Origin of the sequence: Schlesneria sphaerica (assembly GCF_044336245.1) — a bacterium.
GTDB lineage: Bacteria > Planctomycetota > Planctomycetia > Planctomycetales > Planctomycetaceae > Schlesneria > Schlesneria sphaerica.
Genome location: NZ_CP172346.1, coordinates 4,698,862 through 4,716,481, shown reverse-complemented (window position 1 = coordinate 4,716,481; position 17,620 = coordinate 4,698,862). Strand labels below are relative to the sequence as shown.

Here is a 17,620-nt window from a genome sequence, read left to right as displayed (position 1 = left end):
CAGGATATCACGGGGGGCATCGACCGGCTTGATTACCTCTGCTGAAAACTCAGATTGGCAATCTGATTCCCTTCTTCTGTAACAACTGATTGATCTGCACAATCCGGCAGGGAAGAAGTTAATCAAAAAAATCCGATGCTTCTTTCCAAGCCTTGTCCAACGAAGTCAATCAGAGGAGCCATAAGAACAGCACCGTGTCGGACATCCGGGAAGATTGTGGATAGAATCAGTAATGCACTTTTCGAGCCTTCAGAACTTTCAGAACTACCTGCTGAAAACCAAACTGGTTGACCCGACGCAACTGCAACAGTGTATGGTTCGCTTGCAGTCGCGCGGACAAAGCATTGACGGCCTGATCCGGGAACTGGAAGCCGCCCATGCGCTGACACCTTACCAGGTCGCAAAGCTGCTGAAGCGCGACCTCGAAGGACTCTTACTGGGCAAGTTCAAACTGCTCTATCGCAACGCATCAGGCAGCTTCGCGAGGGTATTTCGCGGATGCAATGTCGAAGACGGACAAATGGTGGGAATCAAGGTCCTCCGGTCCCGCTGGGCCGAAGACCCCAAGAAGGTGACGTTGTTCAAACGGGAAGGGGAACTGGGCAAGCGACTGAAGCATAAGAACATTGTTCCCATCTTCGACGTCGGATCCGATGGAAATCAGCACTTTCTGACGATGGAGTTCGTGGAAGGTGGCAACTTCCGTGAATTGCTCAAAGCTCGCTCGAAATTCTCTCCGGAAGAAGCAACTCGCTACGCACTCGATATCGCTGAAGGACTCGACTACGCGGCGGGATTCGGAATCACACACCGAGATCTGAAGCTGACGAACGTCCTGCTGAGCGCTCAAGGGGTTGCCAAGCTCGTCGACTTCGGACTGGCCGGACAAGATGCCTCCCTCCAGTCTTTCGAGGACGAAGTCGATCGCGCGATCGAGTATGCCACGCTCGAACGTGGAAGCGGAGCACCGGATAACGATCCCCGCAGCGATCTCTATTTCCTGGGTGCGATGTATTACGAATTACTGACGGGGACGGCCCCCTACCCTCCCACCAAGAATAAGGATGAACGTCGCCAGTTCAGCCGCTATCGGGATGTTCAGTCAATTCAGGAAGTGGATCCATCACTCCCTTCCAGCATTGTTCGCATTGTGGACAAACTGATGCAGATCAGTCCTTCACAGCGGTATCAGACCCCCGCCGCCGTTGCTGTCGATCTGCGACTGGCGCTCTCCGAACTCAACCCTGCCGCCTACGAAGCCCCTGCCCCTCCTGCTCCACCCAAACCGGTTGCTCCCGCCGTCCTTTGCGTTGAGGACCGACCGCGGCAGCAGGACTCGCTACGGCAGTACTTTTCCAAACACGGCTACCGCGTGCTGCTTCTGCGTGACTTCGACCGGGCCTTGAACCGCCTCCGCGCCGATCCTCCCAAGGGCCTGGTGTTGATGGGCGAGTCCCTGGGCCCCGATATTGCTGCCTGTTATGACAAGGCAATCGCCACCTGCAAAACGTCTGGGACTGCGATTGCGCTGGTCCTGTCTAAAGGCCAGGTCAGCATGAAAGACAGCCTCGCCGAGACGGAATGCTCACGCGTGCTGTCTGAACAACCCGTCACGCTGCGAAGCATTCGTAAGGCACTGGAAGACGTCTGGAACGTCTCGGCTGATCAGAAAAAAGAATAAGTCTGAGCGACATCGCACAGCCATGCCGTATTGCGACGGGCGTCGCCCGGACATGAACTTGCCTGGACGATCAAACCTCAATAAAAAGCATCGACGGTCCCGGCAAGGACACCGTCGATGCTCTAGCGAAAGCACTCACCGAGATCCCCGTGTCGTGTGCCGAACACCGGGATCTCTTCCATTCCACTACACTGTTTCGATGCGGATCGAGACTTTGACATCTCCCACCGTCACGGGCGAAACCTCGGCGGGAAGGGTTTCCGTCCGATCGAGGCTGTCCGCCAGCGTCTCTCCGCGAATCAGATCACCCCACTCAACCAGAGCCTCGGCGACCTGTTGGTCGTCGCTGGCGTACTGCACGCGGATACGACTTTCGATTTCGAGATTCGCATCTTTGCGCAGTTGCTGTACCTGACGAATGAAGTCGCGAGCCATCCCCTCTCGGATCAGGGCCGGTGTCAATTCGGTCGACAGGGCGAGCTGGATTCCACGGTCATCGGCACACACCCATCCGGTGGCCTGCTCGGTCCCGACCTGAACGTCTTCCGGGTTGAGCGTGATTTCATGCCCATCGAGTGTCAACGTAATTGTCTGCCCCGAGCGAAGCGGAGCCAGAGTCTCGGAATCGACCGTTGGCAGTTTCTCCTTCAGGAAGTTCAGCAACTTGCCGTAGCGTGGCCCCAGCGTCTTCAGGTTGACCTTGTAAACGTACTTAACGATGTCAGCCAGCGATTCACAGATCGAGACCACCTTCACGTTCAGCTCATCACGAATCAGATCCGTCAGTCGCTTGATCGCTTCCTGTTGATCAGGACTACTGGTCGAGACGCGCAGTTCCTGAAGCGGTTGCCGAACTCGCTGATCGGCCTCGTCACGCAGTTTGTGTCCGAGTCGCACCACAGTCTGCGCGGCCGCCATCCGCTTATTCAGCTCCAGATCCAGCTTGGAAGCGTCCTGTTGAGGATACTCGCACAAGTGTACCGAATCAGGGACCGACGAACTCGTTGCACCGTCCCCATTCGAGACACCTGCCAGGTTCTGGTACATCCGTTCGGACAAGAACGGAATCAGCGGGGCCAGCAGCTTGGTCAGTGTCGTCAGCACTTCATACAGCGTCTGGTAGGCGGCGAGTTTGTCGTTGTCTCCTGCGTCTTTCGACCGCCAGAAACGACGTCGGTTCAAGCGGATATACCACGACGAAAGATCGTCGATGAATGCCGCCGCCTGTCGTGCCGCTTCGGGGGTGTTGTAGTCTTCCAGTGCGGCTCGCATCCCGCCAATCAGGGCCTGCAGGTTCGACAAGAGCCAGCGATCGATTTCCGGCCGCTCGCTAACAGGGACAAGAGGGGCCTGTGGATTGAACTCGTCCAGCCGGGCATAGTTCACGAAAAATGCGTAGCTGTTCCACAGTGGGATCAGCACCATTCGCCGCGTCTCATCCGCGGGAGCACTCGTGACGAGATGCGTTTTGACACCGTCAATGGTCACATCCGTAGTCCCCACGGGCGTTTCCAGCGTCACAGGCTGATCGGGATGCCTTGTTCCGAACCGCAGATCGGAAGCGGGATTCTGCGCCAGATACATCCAGCGCATGGTATCAACGCCAATCTGCTCGGCCGCTTCCTCGAACCAGATCGCGGTTCCGTCCGACTTGTGCATCGGTTTGCCCGCTTCGTTCATGACCAGCCGGTGCCCCAGCAGGGTCTTGAACGGCCGCTTCTCTTCCGGATCCTGCGTACGATCCCAGTTCATCATCGTTCCCATGGAAAGGAGCGAATAGAACCAGTTACGGAACTGGCCGGGGAAGCATTCTGTCACAAAGTCAGCGGGGTACCACTTCCGCCAGTACTCGGGATGAGTGTTGAAACCCAACGTACTGAACGACACGATTCCCGCGTCCAGCCAGGGATTCCCCACGTCCGGAATTCGTGACAACGTCGCGCCGGTTTTCTGGCTACGGATTTTGACCAGGTCGATCCACGGCTTGTGCGGGGTGTGCCCCTCGAATTCGTCCCAGCCTTCGACGGCGCGCTCTTTCAGCTCTGCCAGGGATCCAATGACTTCGAAATCAGTTGGATCTTCGGGATTGATCCAGATCGGCAGCGCCAGACCCCAGAACCGCTTCTTGGAAATCATCCAGTCGCGCATGTTCGTGAGCCATTCACGTTCACGCTCGCCCCCCTGGATACTGTCGGGAAGCCAGCGGATCTTGTCCGTGACCTGCATGATCTCGTCACGCCAGTCCATATCAATGAACCACTCATCGACCAGACGAAACACCAGTTCATCACCGGTTCGCCAGCAGAACGGATAAATGTGCGGATACTTTTCGTCCGCAACCAGCAAGTGCCTTTCTTTCAATCGCGTCAGTACCAGATCAATCGTGGCGGGATCGGTCGCTTCGCGTCCGGTGTACTCGCCAAAGCCTTCGATAAAGCGACCGTCTTCGCCCAGGGGCGCAATCCCGACGAGTCCCGTCGCCACGCCGAGCTGATGGTCGACATCACCGCAACCGGGAGCGATATGAACAATGCCTGTTCCCTCACCCGCGACAACGTTTGCATTCCCCTTGAAGTCGCGTCCGCCATCGATGACTCGGTGACAGATGACGCCCGACTTATCGGCCAGCTTAGGATCGAACGGGACACCCCCCGAGGCGGACTGCGCAGGGAGATCATCGAACGGACCGGCATATTGCCAGCCGATCATCTCCGCCCCCTTGATCGTCCCTTCGATCTCGTACCCGCCGATCTCTTTGAAGAACTGACCGATCGTCTTGAGCTTGGGAACTCCCTGCGGCCACGTCCACTCGGGTCGTCCGAAACCTTCCTTGAACTCTTTCGCCAGACGCTGGAAATCGAGGTTATCCTTGGCGAAGTAGTAAATTCCGCCGTCCCGTTTGGATCGCAGCTTCACGTAGTCCAGATCGGGATTCACGGCCGCCGCGACATTGCTGGTCAACGTCCAGGGGGTCGTCGTCCAGATCAGCAGGTATTCCTGGTCTTTTTCGCCCACTGCGGGAGCCGCCCCGTTGCGCAGCACCGGGAACCGGACGAAGCAACTGCGATGGACCGTCAGCTTGCGGCCGTCGGCGACTTCCATCTGGCTGTAGGCACTACCGCCCCGACCAGACCAGGGCATCACATCGTGTCCGCGATAGACCTTACCACGTTCGAAACATTTCTTGAGGAACGTCCAGATCGTCTCATTATTCTCGGTTGAGAACGTGAAGTAGCTCCCCCCCCAGTCGGGATTTCCCAGTTTGGCAACAATCGCCTCGGCGTGATCCTTGATGACGGCAGCCGGCTGTTTTGGCGGAGTGAACTCCACCACCTGGTCCGTACCGATCGCTTCGGCCAGTTTTCGTAACTGGTCAGGATCGTCCCATTCCATCCAGTAACCAAGGCGGATTGATTGCTCGGTCTGGATCGCGGCGTACTTCAGGACCCGCTGCTTACAGGCCTGCACGAACTTATCAATTCCGAACGATTCGATCTGGCTTTTCGCGCCGAGACCCAGCTGCTTCTCCACTTCGACTTCGACCCAGAGTCCCTGACAGTCGAAACCGTTCTGGTAGCGCAGATCACGGCCGTTCATCGCCCAGTAACGCTGAAACGTGTCTTTATATGTTCGTCCCCAGGCGTGGTGCACACCCATGGGGTTATTGGCAGTGATCGGCCCATCCAGAAAGCTCCAGGGAGTTTTGCCGGCGATCTGGCGTCTCAATCTGGCGAAAATCGATCGTTCGTTCCAAAGCTTGAGAACTTCATGCTCACCTCGAACAAACTCCGCGTCGCCTACTTTTTGAAACATGATCTTCAAAATCCTTTGCCGTCACAAAAAACCGATAACCAGGATGATCGGTCTGGAACCAGAGTTGTATCCGCACCACGACCGCTTCACAAAGTCAGCCGAATCCGGACCGATCGCGGAAAATCGGAAAAATGCGGCTCCCTAGCCCATTTCCGCCTCCAACCGTCGCAATGGCCGACAGTTCCCAGCGTGAGAATTTTCTGCGAAGGGCATCTCTTGCCGGGCCAGACTGGGATCGACCTTCTACCTGCATCCCGCCTGTCACATCTTCATGCGACGGAAATCCGACGGGGAAACTCCCTCTTTCCGTTTGAATGCGGCACTGAAGTAATCAACGGTCGAATATCCACAACGTCGGGCGACATCCGCGATCGGAAGTTCGCTCTCGGCGAGCATTCGACGGGCTCGTTCCATCCGGATTCGGGTGATCTCGTGATGGGGACTGCGGCCAATAAATTCACGAAATGCCGTCTCCAGAGCGGTTCGTGACATGGGTACCAGTTTCAGCACATCCTCGACGTTAATACCATCACAGGCATGCTGCTGGATAAAGCGGAAGGCGAGACCCACGAAGGGATCCGCTCCCGCTGCGCTGTTGGTCGAGCGACGGGATTCGATCCCCAGTGGTTCCACCCGAACGGGCTTTGACGATCCGTTTTTCCCGGACATCAACTGGCTCAGAATCTCGGCAGACTCGTAACCGATTTTCTCGGTGTTGGTCGAGACGCTCGTCAACGTGGGATAGCTCAACTCACACAGCAATTCGTCATTGTTCACCCCGATCACGGCAACCTGATTGGGAACGGAAAGCCCTGCTGCATGGCAGCATCGGAGCAGCAGATTTCCGCAGACGTCGTTGGCCGACATGATGGCCACAGGATGGGGAAGACTGGTGATCCAATCCTGAATCCGCTGTAACTCCGCTTCATCCCCGGCTTTCTCGGGATGAGTCAAAAACGTGCCGCAATAGGCGAGGTCTTTCTCGGCAATCAGTTTTTGAAAGCAGGTCTCACGCTGGCAGCTCCAGGCGCGTCGAACTGGTCCGAAAAAGGCGAAGTGGGTATGGCCATTGTTACGAAACTCCTGGACCACCAGTCGAACCACCGACTCATGATTGATCGTGACCCAGGGGACCTGAGGGTCAAAATTGGTGCCGCTGACATTTACGAAGGGGAGTGACGACGCCTTGATTCGCTGATGGATGTCCCCACACTCGATTCGCGCAATCACACCATCGTAGGAGGACAGATCGTCCAGCAGCGGCAGCAGGTCGGACGAACGGCCTTCCCGAAGCGTCATCATCCAGTGTCCGTGCGACTGACTGTATGAGGTCACCCCCCGAATCAGCTTCAATGTAAATGCAGTGGGCGCTTCAATTAAGAGAAGCACTCGACGAAGAACTCTTTGATTGGCCATAACACCAGGTCACGAGGACGGAGAGCCAGCGCACGATCCAAACGTCAAAGCCGATCGTTCCCAACGCCGCAAGCCCCGGAGTCGAATTTGAAAGCAGCCAGAAACGCCCGAGCGATTCACTCCGAACTTTGGTCCGCGGCAAATACTCACGTCCTGAGACTTCAGGACATGAACATCAGAAACAACCCGGCAGCAGCAATACCCGCACCGGAAACCCGTGCCATGTTTGCCACAAGCGTGTTCTGACTTTGCTTAAAAACAACTCCGATTGCCAACCCGACTGCATGAAGTGCGGCCGACCCAGCGACAAAACCGACCATGTAATCCATATCTTGCCCAGTCACAAATTTCCCTTCTCCATGGGCAATCCCGTGAAAAGCACCAAAAAAGGCGAACACGGCAAACAGATACACGTGCGGAGGAACCCGTCTGAATGCGAGTGCCATTCCCATACAAATGAGTGAGACGCAAATCGCCGCCTGCGCGCCCGGTGAAAGATGAAACAACGATCCGAGCAACCCTCCCAGCGAAACACCGCCGAGAAAACTCAACGGTCCCCAGAATAGCGCCCGTCCTCCAACCTGAACGGAGAGGACACCGACTGCCACCATCGCCAGCATGTGGTCAATCCCTGTAAACGGATGGACCGCTCCGGACCAGAAACCATGATCGGGAACCGTTTGTGAGAAGCTTTGAAAATTCGTGTGACTGTGGTGGGGATGAGCCTGAACTGGTGTCGCGTACATCGCCAGCAACAACGCGAGTGCAAAAATTCTCAAACGGCAAAACATGGCGGGCCCCTGGAAAGCGACTATGAACTCATGCAAATTGCGGCCTCAGCTCGATTCCTTGACGCAAACTTGCGTCAAAATGCGGTTATGAGGCGGCATTCCAGCTAGATTGTGCCAAAGATTATTGCCGTTTCAACAGTTGATGCGGCATTGTGAAAAAACACAAATGATTCTGCAAAAAATCACATTCAATGTGTCATACGGCCGCGGTAACGTACTACGCGCCTGGCTAACCCGATGGCAGACGCTTCGGTCGATGTCAATGAAACCAAATCCGTGAGTTGCGACGTGGCTGCCGGTTTTTCACCGATGTAATTTGAGCAATAAATGGATGCCTTATGGCGACACTCGTTAGATAGATCACACCAATCGAATTCACATTCGCATAGCATCAGCAAGGTTGCCATGAGTCCACGCCAGCAGGCCGGAAAATCGATAAAATCAGGATTTACCCTGATTGAGTTGTTAGTCGTCATCGCCATTATCGCCGTGCTGATCGCTCTGCTGCTTCCCGCAGTGCAGCAGGCTCGTGAAGCGGCTCGTCGGGCTCAGTGCAAGAACAATCTGAAGCAGATCGGCCTGGCCCTGCATAACTATGAATCGACATGGAAGGTCTTCCCAACCCATTCGCTGCAGCCGTATGCCGGTCCCCACTGGAAGGACCGCCGCTATAGCTGGTATACCGCGATTCTCCCGCACATCGATCAGGCGAACGTCTACAACTTGTACAATGTCAGCCTCGATTGGCATGACGATGACAATATTCTTGCAGTGGAGTCGAACATTCCCGCGTTTCGCTGCCCCTCTGCGATGACTCGGACCGGGTTTGAATGGACATCGCTGATCTATTACCCGGATGCCAGCCCAACTGCGACCTTCGCCACATCCCCGCGCAATTTTTATTACGGAGGGGTCACCGACTACGCCAACATTGCAGGTGTCAGCTCGGCTCTGAACAACACACTGAATCCCAAGTTTTCCGACAATACCAACCTTGGAGTTCTCCGCAGGGATGTCTCACCACTTTCCTCGGTCACGGATGGGCTCTCCAATACCGTCATGGTCTCGGAATGCGGTAGTCGTCCTCAGCTTTACCAGAAAGGTGTCCTGGTACCAGAGGGGTCGCCAAAAACGTGGGGGACCACCGCCACCAAACCTTTCCCCACGGGGGGAGTTTGGGCCAGCCATAACAAAGGCTTCCTGATCGATGGCGCCCAACCTAACGGTTACACCAATTCGCTCGGTCCTTGCGCAATTAACTGTTCCAATGACAGTGAGATCTACTCATTCCATACCGGGATAGCCAATGCGCTCATGGGAGATGGCTCTGTCCGCAGTCTGGGTGCATCGACCTCGCTACCGATGCTCATTAGTCTGATCACCAGCAACGGTGGAGAAGTCATCTCAGAATTCTAAGGATGACGCTGGGGGGTTCGTTTTCAGGAATTCTGGAAAAATATGTTCGACACGATTCAGGCCGTTATCTACCAGTTCTCGAACTTCTTACTCTGGCCATGCTGCGTTCTGTTAATCCTCGGGGTGATTCACACGCTGTTTCTGTTCGGCGGGTTTGTCGTCGAAGGTCTGCAGCGGCGAGGTGCAGCGAAAGCCCTGTCAGACCCGCTCGAGCCTCCTCCCGTGATGAAACGACGCACCGGGATTGCCCAATACATTCGGCAGCGAAACAGCGACCCTGATTGCTCGGCCTGGCTGGCCCTGGACCGAACCGAATCCGCCTTGGCGGCAACCGTCGACAAGGCTCGCTTCTGGATCCGCGTCGGCCCAGCCCTCGGTCTTGCCGGTACGCTGATCCCGCTCGGTCCGGCACTGATGGCCCTGGCAGAGAATAATCTCAAGGCGCTCTCGGCCGGGTTGATTCTGGCGTTCGGAACAACAGTACTGGGGCTCTTTTCGGGTTCACTCGGTTGGATTATTTCCAGCGCGCAGGAACGCTGGTATCGCCTCGATCTGGCCGAGATCCGCCATGCTTTGGAGCAACACGATGCGTAGAAATTCCCGCTCGGGACTGGGACTGCTGCGAGGTGGCGGCGAAGATGACCCGCTGGCGGGGGTCGCCAATCTGTTCGACACCGGAATCGTATTCGCCCTGGGTTTTCTGGTCGCACTGATCAGCGCTCTCAACCTGCTCGCCATGTTCGATCCCGACAGTAAGGTCACCATCACCACTGAACAGGCGGATGGAAGCCTTGAGGTGGTCGTGAAGGATGGCCAGAAAACGACTGTCAGACGAGTGACGAAACAAGTCGGCTCCGGTGACGGAACCCGCCTCGGTGTTGCCTATCGCCTGGCGGATGGCACAGTGATTTACGTACCCGAGAGTAAAGAGTGAGCGACGCCCCCTCAGACGGAAAGCCTTTTGACCGCTCGTGGACTCAGTTCGCTGCCGGTGGCTTTCTGGTAACGCTGTTCCTGAGTGCCGGAATCTGGTTCGGGCTGGAAGTCCGTTCGCGGCCTGCACCCCGCTCGGTTTCCATCCTCATCATCTGTTCTGACCCGGCAGTGGAAAGCCTCAACCGGGGAATCGACCGTCTGCTCTCCAGCGATCCTGGTCTGGCCCGCGAAGTCAGTTTTCAAGTTCGCTCGCCGGGGAACACTGTCGCCGACGCGGAAGTTCCTCAAACCGATCTGCTGCTGGTGGAATTACTCGAAGCGAAGTGGGTCACGGCCAACGAGCCGATCATTCAGGAATCGCACGCGCGGACGCGGCTGGCTTTTGGTCCCAGCGGTCCAGCCATCAACGAAAGTACGCTGACGCAGTTCGGTCTGAAGCAGGACGATCTCGTCGAACCCTACTGGTCAGAAGGGGGACCATCCGACGTTGAGCAAATGCTGCGGCTGGTTCTCAAGCGGTATGCGGGCTATCTCGATCTGGAAGTGGCTCCTCCGGTGAAACGGCCGGAGCAAGGCTATGTCGCCTGGATCGAGGGGGAACCTCGACTGGTCGAAACATGGTCCGAGTGGCAGGTGCTCACGAAGTTCGACCCCACCCGGCCATCTGTCGCCATTCTCGACTTTGCCACGCGAGCCCGTCGTGAAGTCCTGGCCGTTCCGAAAGCGATCGCCGATGCGTGCCAGCAGCAGGGAATTCAGCCGGTCGTCTGTTTTGGTCAACCTGCCAGCAAGGCCATTCGACAGCTCTTGCTCGACGAAGCGGGCAAACCTCGAATTGATGCCATCATCTCGTTGCATCTGAAGTTCACCGATAAAGAGGCCGAGGCGACCCTGTCGCAACTGGATGTCCCGATCATCAACGCGATCCGCATCTATGGCCGAACGGTCGACGAGTGGCGTGACAGCTCGCAAGGTCTGACCACAGGGGAAGTCGCGTGGCAACTAGCCGTCCCGGAACTGCTCGGTCTGGCGCCACACAATGTCGTCGCCGGACTTGAGCCGACTCGCAGTGGGGTCGAGGCCCAGCCGATTGCCGAACGTGTCACTCGTGTGGCAGCGCGCGCCCGGGCTCTCAGCGAATTGCGTCGGACGCCACCCGCTGAGAGCCGCGTTGCTCTGATGTACTGGAACTACCCGCCGGGCAAGCAGAACGTCGGAGCCAGTTACCTGAATGTTGTCCGTAGCATTCCAGTCATGCTGCAGTCGATGCGGGATGCCGGCTATCAAGTCGAGAACTTTTCCGACGCCGTTGAGATCGAAAAACGGGTCGTTGATCGGGGACGTAATATCGCGCGCTGGGCACCGGGTGAACTTGAACGGCTCATCGACGCAGGTGGTGTGGTGACGATCCCTGTCTCAACCTATCAGACCTGGTTCGACGCGTTGCCACGCCGCTTTCGTGACGACGTGACCAAGCATTGGGGACGCCCCGAAACAGCCGACATCATGACCACCCGGCTCGGTGGTGAACTTCATCTGGTGCTGCCGACGATTGAACTGGGAAACATTGTTCTGCTGGTTCAGCCTGACCGGGGTCGAACACAGGACCTCGCCGCACTCTACCAGACGCAGGACCTGCCACCCCACCACCAGTACATCGCGGCGTACTTGTGGTTGCAGAAGGAATTCAAAGCGCATGCCGTCATTCATACCGGCACTCATGGAACGCACGAGTGGCTGAGCGGTAAGGAATCAGGTCTGGCCGGATTCGACGCGGGAGAAGTCCTCGCGGGGGATTTGCCAATCCTCTATCCCTACATCATGGACGACATCGGGGAAGGAATCGTGGCCAAGCGACGAGGTGCCGCGACCATTATTGATCATCTGACCCCTGCCTTGGGGACAAGTTCCCTTCCCCCGGAACTGCAGTCACTTAAGGAACTCATTCAACGCTGGCGAGATGCGCGCGCAACCGGTGGCGAAACGGTCGCTCAGGCGCAAGCCAGCATCGACGCTGAAGTCGTCCTCCGCGGGCTCGATAAGGATCTTGCCGATCGCGGGTGGAGCGAAGCGGATCGCAGTCATCCCGACGCAGAACGGCGCATCAGCACGCTGGAGGATTATCTGGAACAGATTCAGGCCCAGAGCATTCCTTTCGGCATGCACACGTTCGGGGTTTCTCCCATCGACGAGCGGTTGAATGGATTTGTCGATCTGATCCGTGAAGCACACGACGAGAAAACGGCCTCCACGGGCCGACAAAACCTGACCGACAGCGGCCCTGCCGAGCTGGCCGCCCTGCTCCATGGACTGGGCGGGGGATACATCCGCCCCGGTCCCGGTAACGACCCCGTCCGCAATCCCGCAGCCCTGCCCACCGGACGGGATTTCTACGCATTTGACCCTCGGACCATTCCCGCAGTCACGGCAGAAACGCTGGGAAATCAGCTCGCCGCCAGACTCGTCGATGAATTTCATTCCAGCGAAGGTCAGTGGCCGAAGAAGTTTGCGCTGCAGGTCTGGGGGGTCGAAACCATCCGCCATGCCGGCGTTCAGGAAGCCCAGGCTCTGGCGTTGGTGGGTGTGCGGGCCAAACGGGACAAGCAGGGACGAGTTTCCGGTCTGGAACTGATTCCCCGCGAAGAACTCGGGCGTCCGCGTGTCGATGTCGTCATGCACGGAACCAGCCTCTATCGCGACACGTTTCCCGTGCTGGTGGAACTGTTTGATCAAGCCGTGCAACTGGCGGCAGATTCCCCCGAGACCGACAACCCGATCCGCGCACACATCGAACAACTGACCGCCGAACTCGTAGCAGGTGGGATGAGCGGTGACGAAGCCCGAACCAGAGCCCGCATTCGCTTCTTCGCAGAACCGAGCGGCATGCATGACAGCAAGCTGGCCGCAATGGCATCCGCCAGCGGTTCGTGGGACACGGAAGACCAAGTTGCCGACAACTACATCCGGCGGATGGGGCATGGCTACGGACAAGGGACTTGGGGGCAGAGTATGGAGACCGAGTTTCGTGCCGCACTGGCCGGCACGCAGCGGATCGTCCATACACGTTCAAGCAAACTCTATGCGACACTGGATAACGATGACTATTTCGGCTACGGCGGCAGTATCGCGCTGGGGGTCCGCCGAGTCGATGGCGGCAAGAGTCCCCCGATGCTGGTGACGGATCTGAGGACACCCGGTCGGGAACGACATGAACCGATTGAACGCTTTCTCGGACAGGAATTTCGCTCGCGTTTGCTGAACCCCGAGTACATCAAAGGGATGCAGCAGGAAGGATACGCCGGGGCACGCGAAGTCTGGAAAAGTACGGAATACCTGTGGGGCTGGCAGGTAGTCTACCCCGAGACAGTCGGGCCGCAGAAGTGGCAGGAACTGCACGAAGTCTGGCTGAAAGATCGCTACGATCTCAAACTCGAAGACTTCTTTCACGCTCACAATCCCCATGCCCGCGAGGGGATGGCGGGACGCTTACTGGAAGTTGTTCGCAAGGGATACTGGGATCCCGACCAGAAAACACGTGAGGAACTGGCCGAAATCTATGTCACCAGTGTCGTCGAAAATGGCGTCGCCTGTGACACGCTCACCTGCGACAACCCCGAACTTCAGACGTTCACAAAGGGGATCGCGGAGACTGCCGACGGACTTGATCCGGAACTGATCGCTCAATGGTTGCGTCAGGTCGAAACGGCGACCGGGAAACAACTCGAACAGCGACTGACAGAACGGCAAACCGACAAAGCCGCCTGGCACGACCCGGCCAACCGCGACAAGTCCAATGACGGCAGCTCACCCGAGAACTCACAGGTGAGCGGCTATCTGATGGAAGAGACGCAGTCTGAAATCCAGATCCAGAGTGATCCTTCCCCTGTGCCAGCTACCCCCTGGGCGCTGATTCTCTCGCTCACCCTGTCCCCCGTCATGACAGGGGCCGTCGCGCGGCTGAAGCGGGCCGGCTGAAACTCCCGCATCCCGAAAGTGGATCCGTGAAATGACGGGACTCAGTGCATTGAATGCGTGCAATAAACGGCTGCAGGGGCTCGCGTCCCTGTTGAACGGCACTCGCGGCTTCCTCAATCCTGCCTCGATGCGATAAGTGCCGAAATCGGCGGACGAGACTGCTGCTCACGAATCCTGATTGTCCGTCATTTTCCAAACCACCGGGAAAGCGTCACAATCGGACGCCGGCTCGCAAGCAGACCGTGAATCGAGCCGTCAGGCTCTTTCGCTTCTTCCGCACAAAGGCCCTGTCATGTCTGCAACGCTGAAAGAACGGATTGCTCAAGTCGTCGTGCAAGCGGGCGATGACGACGGTTGTTCGTCCATCCCCTCCGAACTGATCGCTGCCGCGGCGAAGCTCGCGATGCAATTGACGCCAGAAGACCTCAGTCGATTTCCCGAGTGGTGGTATCCCCCTCTCTCTGCCAAATCCGCTGGCGCACTCAAGTGGAAGGAGGGCTGGGAGCGGTTGTGGTTCGAGGCACTCGTCGAGATCCTCTATCAATCCGGTGAATCTGGACTACCAGTGCTATTCGAATTCCTCGATCGCGATCTGAAGACCTACCACGGGATGGTCGTCGTACGCCTGCTGCGGTTTGCCGCGAATGGCACGAGAAAGAAAGAAATTCTCGATCGACTCAAAACCCGGCTTCCCGCACTCAACCACCCGGCCGGCACGGAATCTGTCGATGAAGTCATGCTCTGGGCGTCGTACGGCGATTCACGGCTGACTAAACTTCTCCGTTCGATGTCGAAACTCAGCCTCAAGGGAATTGGCCAGGTCACCGTCGGGTCAGCGATGAAAGAATGGGTCGAATCCCGTTCACCCTGACTTGGAGAGAGCAGCAGACCTTTGACGGATGTACTGTGCTTCACGGCAGAACCAACGCGACAGCGGTACCAAAACGATCCTTTCCTCACCCGCAATCAGAACGTCTGGTCTCCAGGTTTTGTCCACGATCGCAATTTTCCACTTCTGAACGATGGTAACTTTCAGCAATGACCGACATGGCAGAAAAGGGCATTCGTGCTGCCCAGTTGGGGATCCTCATTAATACGCTGCTCGCCATGGCGAAACTGCTGGCGGGCGTGATCGGTAACTCCTACGCCCTGATTGCAGACGCGGTCGAATCGGGCAGTGATGTCTTTTCATCGATCATTGTGATGAGCGGATTAAAGATCGCCCGGCGTGATCCCACGGACGAATTTCCGTTCGGTTTCGGACGTGCGGAAACGCTGGCGACGGCTGTGGTGGCTCTCATGTTGATCGGTACCGCGATTGGGATTGCGATTGAAGCAGTGCGGGAAATCCGTACGCCGCACCACATGCCAGCCCCCTGGACTCTATTCGTCCTGGCCGTCGTGGTGACAGTCAAATGGCTGGTCTCCCGGCGGGTCCACGCGGTGGGTGTCGAAACAGGAAGCGGAGCCATCGAGGCGGATGCCTGGCACCACCTGAGTGACGCCATCACATCCACGGCGGCGTTCTTTGGTATTTCAATCGCCTTATTGGGTGGACCCGGTTGGGAACACGCCGATGACTGGGCGGCCCTGCTCGCCACATCCGTCATTGCGTTCAATGGCGTCCGAATTCTTCGTTCGGCTCTGCGTGACCTGATGGACGCGTCCCCTGGCGACGAGATCGTCCAGTCGGTTCGAACGGTGTCAGAGCGGGTGCCGGAGGTGCTGGCGATCGAGAAACTGCTGGTTCGCCGTTCGGGAATGTTCTATCTGGTCGATATCCACGTGCAGGCAGCCCCCTCCATGCCCCTGAGCAATGCCCATAGCCTGGGAGGACGAGTGAAGGCCGAAATCCTGCAGGCCCTCCCCCAGGTTCGCCATGTGCTGGTGCATATGGAACCCTTCACCAGTCCCGGTTAGCCAAAAACGGGGAACCGGCGCGCGGCGTTTGTCACTGCCGAACGGAACTCGTTCGTACATACTGACCAGGATCGCTTCCTCCTTATTCACATCACGCCCCGGCCACCTTTCTTCCCGGCGGCTCGGCCGTTCCGCCCTCTTGTGCAGGAACCTGGTGACCACTCGCAGGGCGGAAGTGAGAAACGGCATGATTCGGCGGCCGTTCGGGGTGGTGGATAAAGCCAGTTTACTTTTGCTTACAGATTCGTTTGACTTGGTACATCTTTTGTCTTGTTCGTCATCCCATCTATGCTCATCTCCTGAAGGAATGCTGACGATGCGCGGTTCATTTTTACTTACCGTTCTCTCTGCCTGCTTAACGGCAGGACTGGCTGGTTGCGGAAAAATTCCCACCTGGGGAGAACTCACCGGCCAGCAGCAACCCCAGGCCGCCCCTACCACCTCGGTCCAGCCCGCTCCACCCGTGATCCCGGTTCAGCCAGCACCGCAGGAACCAAGCCCTGACGAAATCATCGCGAAGTTCTATGCCCTGCAGCCCACCGAGGTGACGGATGCCGCGATTACTCAGCTCACGTCGCTGAAAGAGGGAACCGACCGCATCACCGAGATCAATGCGGACAACAGCGCGGTCACCAAGAATGCCTTCGGGGCGATTGAGCGCCTGACGAATCTGCGACAATTACGACTCAACCGGACTCAGATCGATGACGAAGTTTGCCAGAAACTGGGGAACCTGTCGTCACTGGAAGTGCTGGCACTGGCGGATACCCGTGTCACCGACGTCGGCGTGGCCGCTCTTTCTGGACTACAGAACCTCAAGCATCTGGAACTGACCCGCTGTGCCCTTTCGATGAACGGGTTTCGGGCGATCGGGAATCTCCCTTCGCTGAAGGCCATCCATATCGACTCAACGAATCTGAACGACGCGGCGCTGGATCTGGTCTGCAACGCGAAAACGCTGACGGAACTGACACTGTCACGCAACGCCATTACCGACTACGGCCTGATGTCGCTCAGTAAGGTTGAACCGCTGGAATACCTGGAGATTGGGCATACGCGGATTACCTGTGAAGCGCTTTCCAAAGTCACCAAAGGGGGCGGGTTGAAGAATCTGCTGTATCTGGGCGTCTATGCCTGCCCGATCACCGAGAAAGGGGCTGTCGCGATCGGCTCCATCAAATCGCTTGAGCGGCTGAATATCGGGGAAATGCCTCACATGAACGACATCGGGTTCGCGACAATCACGCGAGGGATGAAGAACCTGAAATACATCAACCTTTCACGCTGTTCCGGCATCGATGGTTCCGGTTTCAAAGTTCTGCAGGGCTCGAAATCGATGGAGGTCCTGTTGATCGACCAGTGCCCGAAGATTGGCGATCCCGCCATCAAGATTCTGAAGACGATGAAGAATCTCAAGCAAATCAGCGTGGGGGCGACGGCGATCACCCCTCGCGGAATCGAAGAACTGAAATCCGCCCTGCCCGACCTCAGGGTCAATTGATCTCTTTGCAAGCGCCTCTCCTGTCAGAAGCCGCTGCGGCCGCAGATGAGGACCTGGAGACCTGACTTCCGTGTTGCCCCCGCAGCAGGGAAGCTTTCTTTGCAGTTAAGAATCAGCGCAAGCCGTCGCCGTGCGGGTTCGGTGAACTTTCCCTATCGGATTCTGAAAGAA

General features: G+C 57.3%; 11 protein-coding genes. 8 read left to right on the top strand and 3 right to left on the bottom strand.

What is annotated here, in order from left to right; genetic code table 11:
* Window positions 1–232: 232 nt before the first annotated feature.
* Window positions 233–1,681: a protein kinase gene (locus ACGY09_RS17155; RefSeq protein ID WP_373653759.1), complete on the top strand. Its 1,449-nt coding sequence runs from the start codon at window positions 233–235 to the stop codon at window positions 1,679–1,681.
* Window positions 1,682–1,867: 186 nt separating this feature from the next.
* Here ACGY09_RS17155 and ACGY09_RS17150 read toward each other — a convergent pair whose 3' ends face one another.
* From ACGY09_RS17150 to ACGY09_RS17140, 3 genes are all read right to left on the bottom strand, one after another.
* Window positions 1,868–5,494 (bottom strand): class I tRNA ligase family protein, encoded by a 3,627-nt coding sequence (locus ACGY09_RS17150; RefSeq protein WP_397568681.1) that lies wholly within the window; start codon window positions 5,492–5,494, stop codon window positions 1,868–1,870.
* 261 nt (window positions 5,495–5,755) lie between these two features.
* The gene (locus ACGY09_RS17145) at window positions 5,756–6,796 is read right to left on the bottom strand and encodes a XylR family transcriptional regulator (RefSeq protein WP_397568680.1); all 1,041 of its coding nucleotides are present in this window, start codon (window positions 6,794–6,796) and stop codon (window positions 5,756–5,758) included.
* Between the two features lie 275 nt (window positions 6,797–7,071).
* Complete coding sequence (locus ACGY09_RS17140) at window positions 7,072–7,701, bottom strand: HupE/UreJ family protein (protein ID WP_397568679.1); 630 nt, start codon at window positions 7,699–7,701, stop codon at window positions 7,072–7,074.
* Between the two features lie 405 nt (window positions 7,702–8,106).
* Here ACGY09_RS17140 and ACGY09_RS17135 point away from each other — a divergent pair, with 405 nt between their 5' ends.
* The 7 genes from ACGY09_RS17135 (at window position 8,107) to ACGY09_RS17105 (ending at window position 17,449) form a co-directional block, all read left to right on the top strand.
* Window positions 8,107–9,117: a DUF1559 domain-containing protein gene (locus ACGY09_RS17135; RefSeq protein WP_397568678.1), complete on the top strand. Its 1,011-nt coding sequence runs from the start codon at window positions 8,107–8,109 to the stop codon at window positions 9,115–9,117.
* Window positions 9,118–9,159: 42 nt separating this feature from the next.
* Complete coding sequence (locus ACGY09_RS17130; protein WP_373653763.1) at window positions 9,160–9,711, top strand: MotA/TolQ/ExbB proton channel family protein; 552 nt, start codon at window positions 9,160–9,162, stop codon at window positions 9,709–9,711.
* Entirely contained in the window at window positions 9,704–10,051 is a 348-nt protein-coding gene (locus tag ACGY09_RS17125) for a DUF2149 domain-containing protein (RefSeq protein WP_373653764.1), read from the top strand. Before ACGY09_RS17130 ends, ACGY09_RS17125 begins: the two co-directional genes overlap by 8 nt.
* Window positions 10,048–14,028 carry a cobaltochelatase subunit CobN gene (locus tag ACGY09_RS17120; protein ID WP_397568677.1) on the top strand — a complete coding sequence of 1,327 codons (3,981 nt, stop codon included), beginning with the start codon at window positions 10,048–10,050 and terminating at the stop codon, window positions 14,026–14,028. Before ACGY09_RS17125 ends, ACGY09_RS17120 begins: the two co-directional genes overlap by 4 nt.
* Before the next feature lie 292 nt (window positions 14,029–14,320).
* The gene (locus ACGY09_RS17115; RefSeq protein ID WP_397568676.1) at window positions 14,321–14,899 is read left to right on the top strand and encodes a hypothetical protein; all 579 of its coding nucleotides are present in this window, start codon (window positions 14,321–14,323) and stop codon (window positions 14,897–14,899) included.
* A 167-nt stretch (window positions 14,900–15,066) separates the two neighbouring features.
* A complete protein-coding gene (locus tag ACGY09_RS17110; RefSeq protein WP_373653767.1) occupies window positions 15,067–15,948 on the top strand; it encodes a cation diffusion facilitator family transporter in 882 nt (293 codons plus the stop codon).
* 316 nt (window positions 15,949–16,264) lie between these two features.
* On the top strand, window positions 16,265–17,449 hold the full coding sequence (locus ACGY09_RS17105; RefSeq protein ID WP_397568675.1) for a hypothetical protein: 1,185 nt from the start codon (window positions 16,265–16,267) through the stop codon (window positions 17,447–17,449).
* Window positions 17,450–17,620: the final 171 nt, after the last annotated feature.

Excerpts from the sequence above, each read along its gene's own strand:
- ACGY09_RS17155 (WP_373653759.1), top strand. The coding sequence starts at position 233 with ATGCACTTTTCGAGCCTTCAGAACTTTCAGAACTACCTGCTGAAAACC.
- ACGY09_RS17150 (WP_397568681.1), bottom strand. The coding sequence starts at position 5,494 with ATGTTTCAAAAAGTAGGCGACGCGGAGTTTGTTCGAGGTGAGCATGAA.
- ACGY09_RS17145 (WP_397568680.1), bottom strand. The coding sequence starts at position 6,796 with ATGATGACGCTTCGGGAAGGCCGTTCGTCCGACCTGCTGCCGCTGCTG.
- ACGY09_RS17140 (WP_397568679.1), bottom strand. The coding sequence starts at position 7,701 with ATGTTTTGCCGTTTGAGAATTTTTGCACTCGCGTTGTTGCTGGCGATG.
- ACGY09_RS17135 (WP_397568678.1), top strand. The coding sequence starts at position 8,107 with ATGAGTCCACGCCAGCAGGCCGGAAAATCGATAAAATCAGGATTTACC.
- ACGY09_RS17130 (WP_373653763.1), top strand. The coding sequence starts at position 9,160 with ATGTTCGACACGATTCAGGCCGTTATCTACCAGTTCTCGAACTTCTTA.
- ACGY09_RS17125 (WP_373653764.1), top strand. The coding sequence starts at position 9,704 with ATGCGTAGAAATTCCCGCTCGGGACTGGGACTGCTGCGAGGTGGCGGC.
- ACGY09_RS17115 (WP_397568676.1), top strand. The coding sequence starts at position 14,321 with ATGTCTGCAACGCTGAAAGAACGGATTGCTCAAGTCGTCGTGCAAGCG.
- ACGY09_RS17110 (WP_373653767.1), top strand. The coding sequence starts at position 15,067 with ATGACCGACATGGCAGAAAAGGGCATTCGTGCTGCCCAGTTGGGGATC.
- ACGY09_RS17105 (WP_397568675.1), top strand. The coding sequence starts at position 16,265 with ATGCGCGGTTCATTTTTACTTACCGTTCTCTCTGCCTGCTTAACGGCA.